This is a genomic window from Ilyobacter sp. (assembly GCF_041583315.1).
Taxonomy (GTDB): Bacteria; Fusobacteriota; Fusobacteriia; order Fusobacteriales; family Fusobacteriaceae; genus Ilyobacter.
On sequence record NZ_JBFHGC010000229.1, the window covers coordinates 1 to 4,286 of the forward strand.

The following is a 4,286-nucleotide window of genomic DNA, read 5'->3' on the forward strand; positions in this document are numbered from 1 at the left end:
GACCAAAGAATAGAGACACTGGCCACAATAATACCTCTTACCCTTACAAGCAGAATAAAAAAGCAATTAAAAAATGGAGAATATAAGGAATATGAGGTAAGCAAAATAAAACAGGGATTAAGACGAATAAAAAAATCCTTTGATATTTTAGTTTCAAAAGGATATCTTCTAGATTATCGAGTTGAAGAGATAAAAGATATAAAAAGTTATAGGTTCATGTATAACTTCAATCCTGAAAAAGATAATAATTGCCATATATCAAGCCTTATTGAAAATAAAACTCCGAAGAAAATAGCAAATAAGACCACTGAAAATAGCGATAAGTTAGATTTAAATGAGTTTTCTGAAAAACTTCAGGGAGAGATAAAAAAAGCAAAACGTAATATTTTTGTTTCAAAATCTTGGAATAAAAGAGTGGATAATAAATTAAATAAACTTTATAAAGAAGAAGGTGAAGAATACGTAATAAATATTTTAAAAATATTGTATTCCAACCTTAATACTGAGATAACGAAAACTCTAGTTTCTTATATAAATGGTATTATAAAGAATCTAAAAAATAAAAATATGGAATTGTTCAGTGAAAAAATAGAAACTCCTGAAATAGTTCTGGATACCTCTAATAAAAAAACAAAGATAAAATCATTAATCAAAGAGACATCAAATATAGAGGATGCCGAAATCATAGAAGCGCCAATAAGAAAGAAAGAGGTTTTAGGAGAAGATCCTATTACCAAATTACTCTTGGAACTATATGACAAAATGAATGAAGAAGAAAAACTAGATATCAGAGAAAAAGCAATAAAAAAATATTTAAAAACAACCAACAGTAAAACTTTTACAAATATTCATGAAAAAATATTTAAAACAATGGAAAGAATCTATGTATCTCAGATATTAAAAGAAGAAAAAGGTTTTGCCTAATATAAAAATTAGATAAAGATATTCTTATAATATATCTGGGATGATAAAACGGGTAAATAATATGTCAGTAGAAAGAAGTTTTATAAAGAAAAAAATAAGAATTTAATAGAAACACTCAGTCAAAACAGATATAAATTGTAATCCTTCATAAATTATAATTTATTATTTGAATAAATATATTTAGAATTTTACTTGCAATTCAAGTTTGAAATCTTATGAGGATTATCATCCTTTATAAATTATATTTAGAGATGTATAGTTGAGTTTATTATTTTTTATACTTATGCTATAATCTCACATGAGGAGGCTTAAACATGATCATACAATTTTTATTTATATTCGGAATTACCTATCTTGGAGAGATTGTAAGTAAGTCTTTTGGTTTACCAATTCCAGGAACGGTATTGGGAATGTTACTCATGTTTTTTCTTTTAAGTTTAGGAATATTAAAGTTGAATCAGATTGAAAAAGCTGCTAATATTTTACTTATAAACATGGCAATATTCTTTCTTCCTCCTGGTATAAAGCTTATTAATTCTCTTGAAGTTTTAAAAGGAAATTGGATAAAATTGATATTTATAGCAGTCATAACTACTTTGCTTACGATGGTTGTGACAGGCAAAGTAGTTGATTTTTTTATAAGGAGAAAAAAATGATAAAATCTATTTTATATAATCCCTTATTTGGTATAATTTTAAGTCTATCTACTTTTGAATTGGGAAAAAGAATTTATATGAAATGGAGATACCCTATATTTAATCCACTCATGATATCAATTACTTTAACAATTTTATTTCTTTTAAAATTTAATATTCCTTATGAAGCCTATTCTAGTGGTGGAAATATAATAATGTTTTTTTTAGGGCCAGCTACAGTGGTTTTGGGCGTTTCTCTATATAAACATACCCAAAGGTTGAAAGAGTATTTTTTTCCAATACTAGCAGGGGTTGTAGCGGGGTCATTTACAGCTGTATTATCTGTAATAGTTTTAGGAAAATTATTTGGTCTGAAAAAATTATTGATATTATCCATGATACCAAAATCAATAACAACTCCAATAGGAATAGAACTTTCTAAAAGCTTGGGTGGAGACCCTTCTATAACAGTAGTTGGAATAATGATTACAGGAATTACAGGGGCTATATCTTCTCCATTTATTTGTAAATTTTTTAAAATTGAAAATAAGATATCGAAGGGGATAGGAATAGGAACATCAAGTCACGCAGTAGGTACGTCTAAGGCCATTGAAATGGGGGAAATAGAGGGTGCAATGAGTGGTCTTGCAATAGGAATGGCAGGATTAGTCACTATATTTTTAGTTCCTCTTTTAACAAAGTTTTTAATTTGAGAGCATTTATTAAAATCACAATAAAAAGGCTCATATGAGCCTTTTCATTGTGATTTTTCTTTTATGATTTTAGAGAGCATCTCTTTTATACCTACATCTACATTTTTAAAAGTAATTTTAAACTGCAGAGACTCAAAACTATAAGAGTCCAAAATTTTTCCTATACTATCTTCTAAAAATGTATAATTAAGTGATTCTAAAGAATAAAAATCCAGGATAATATTTTTCTTTTTCTTTAAACTTTCAGAAATCTTTTCCAAAAGTATAGCAGGATCGTGGTCTATAAAATTTATAATTTTAATAGTCATTTTTAATCACCTCTCATTAAAAAGGTACAAATAATGGATAGAAATTCCTTTTTAAAATTTATTTTATTTCTATCAGAACAGGACAATGATCAGAGCCTGTTACTTCGTCAAGAATCTCAATTTTTTTTATATTTGAAATAAAGTCTTTGTTGACACAGTGGTAATCTATTCTCCAGCCAATATTTTTTTCTCTTGCTTTGAATCTGTATGACCACCACGTATATTTTATTTCATCAGGATGCAGATGTCTAAAGATATCAATATATCCTGAATCTAAAAATTTGGTCATCCATTCCCTTTCTTCAGGTAAAAATCCAGGATTATTAGTATTACTTTTAGGATTTTTAAGATCAATCTCTTGATGAGCAATATTATAATCACCGCATAAAATAATATTTTCTCCATTTTCTACAAGAGAATTACAATAATCTAAAAGATCGGAACAAAATTTTAATTTATAATCAAGTCTTTTTCCTTTTTCTTGACTATTTGGGAAATAACAGTTTATAAGAGTGAAATTATCAAATTTAGCCTCGATATATCGTCCCTCATCATCAAAGATACTTACATCCATGTTTTTTACAGATAACGGTTTTGTTTTGGAATAAAGAGCCACTCCGCTATAACCTTTTTTTTCTGCTGATTCAAAAAAAGAATAATATCCCGGAACTTCTTTGATTTCATCCATCAGCTGATCTTCAGAGGCTTTAGTTTCCTGAAAACATAAAATATCCGGAGAAAACTTTTCAAAGATATCTTGAAAAGCACCTTTTTTTTCAACAGCTCTGATACCATTAACATTCCAAGATAAAATTTTCATAAATTATAAAGCTCCTTTCTGAAGATATCTTTTTAGTTTTGCTATTACCATATTTACAGCAATTTTATTTTCTCCACCCCTAGGGATAATAACATCAGCATATCGTTTGCTTGGTTCACAAAATTCAAGGTACATTGGTTTTACTGTTTTTAAATATTGATCTCTAACTGATTGAAAGGTTCTTCCTCTTTCATGTATGTCTCTCTCGATTCTTCGTAGTAGCATCTCGTCAGCATCTGTATCTACAAATATTTTGACATCAAACATTTTTCTGATTTCAGGCACTGCAAATAATAAAATTCCCTCTACAATTATTATTTTTGAAGGTTGGATAGTTACCGTTTCTTCTTTTCTAGAATGAGTTTTGAAGTCGTATATTGGTCTCTCTATAACTTGGTTTTTTAAAAGAGTTTCCAAGTCTTTCTTCAGAAGCTCAAATTCAATAGAATCTGGGTGATCAAAATTTACATTTGCTCTTTCCTGAATAGACATATCCTTAAGCTCTTTATAATAAGCATCTTGAGCCACCAAAACTGCATCTTCCGATTTGAATGCCTTGACTAAATTTTTTGCCACAGTGGTTTTTCCGCTCCCACTACCTCCTGCCACTCCGATAATGATGCAATTTTTCATTATTTAATTTCCTCCTGCTTATATTCAAAAATTGGATATTAAATTGCTAAAAAGTATTTTTTTATTATACAATACTTGAGATAAAATATCAATAAATCAAAAGAAGACAGCATTTGCTGTCTTCTTTTGTGTAAATTATTTTTACCAGCCACCAGAACCAGCTCTTCTAGAGCTAACAGCCCAGCCACCGGAACCAGCCCTTCTAGAGCTAACAGCCCAGCCACCAGAACCAGCTCTTCTAGAGCTAACAGCC

6 protein-coding genes and 1 pseudogene are annotated in these 4,286 nt (G+C 29.0%); 3 read left to right on the plus strand and 4 right to left on the minus strand.

All coding sequences use genetic code 11. The annotated features are described in order from the left end of the window. From ABZA26_RS08800 to ABZA26_RS08810, 3 genes and pseudogenes are all read left to right on the plus strand, one after another. Positions 1-924: pseudogene (locus ABZA26_RS08800) on the plus strand (hypothetical protein); the annotation flags it as partial. Between the two features lie 314 nt (positions 925-1,238). Beyond that, positions 1,239-1,580, plus strand: a complete 342-nt coding sequence (locus tag ABZA26_RS08805) for a CidA/LrgA family protein (protein WP_372714148.1) — start codon at positions 1,239-1,241, stop codon at positions 1,578-1,580. After that, a complete protein-coding gene (locus ABZA26_RS08810; protein WP_372714149.1) occupies positions 1,577-2,272 on the plus strand; it encodes an LrgB family protein in 696 nt (231 codons plus the stop codon). Before ABZA26_RS08805 ends, ABZA26_RS08810 begins: the two co-directional genes overlap by 4 nt. A 44-nt stretch (positions 2,273-2,316) precedes the next feature. Here the strand turns inward: ABZA26_RS08810 and ABZA26_RS08815 are convergent, their stop codons facing one another. From ABZA26_RS08815 to ABZA26_RS08830, 4 genes are all read right to left on the minus strand, one after another. Then, entirely contained in the window at positions 2,317-2,580 is a 264-nt protein-coding gene (locus ABZA26_RS08815) for an STAS-like domain-containing protein (RefSeq protein WP_372714150.1), read from the minus strand. Positions 2,581-2,638: 58 nt separating this feature from the next. Continuing rightward, a complete protein-coding gene (locus ABZA26_RS08820) occupies positions 2,639-3,400 on the minus strand; it encodes an exodeoxyribonuclease III (protein ID WP_372714151.1) in 762 nt (253 codons plus the stop codon). Between the two features lie 3 nt (positions 3,401-3,403). After that, on the minus strand, positions 3,404-4,033 hold the full coding sequence (gene udk, locus ABZA26_RS08825) for a uridine kinase (RefSeq protein WP_372714152.1): 630 nt from the start codon (positions 4,031-4,033) through the stop codon (positions 3,404-3,406). Between the two features lie 38 nt (positions 4,034-4,071). Then, positions 4,072-4,286: hypothetical protein (locus ABZA26_RS08830; protein WP_372714153.1), on the minus strand; the 215-nt coding region annotated here is incomplete at its 5' end.

What these genes read in the sequence shown, in the direction of transcription:
- udk (WP_372714152.1), bottom strand. Translation starts at nt 4,033, where the DNA reads ATGAAAAATTGCATCATTATCGGAGTGGCAGGAGGTAGTGGGAGCGGA.
- ABZA26_RS08805 (WP_372714148.1), top strand. Translation starts at nt 1,239, where the DNA reads ATGATCATACAATTTTTATTTATATTCGGAATTACCTATCTTGGAGAG.
- ABZA26_RS08815 (WP_372714150.1), bottom strand. Translation starts at nt 2,580, where the DNA reads ATGACTATTAAAATTATAAATTTTATAGACCACGATCCTGCTATACTT.
- ABZA26_RS08810 (WP_372714149.1), top strand. Translation starts at nt 1,577, where the DNA reads ATGATAAAATCTATTTTATATAATCCCTTATTTGGTATAATTTTAAGT.
- ABZA26_RS08820 (WP_372714151.1), bottom strand. Translation starts at nt 3,400, where the DNA reads ATGAAAATTTTATCTTGGAATGTTAATGGTATCAGAGCTGTTGAAAAA.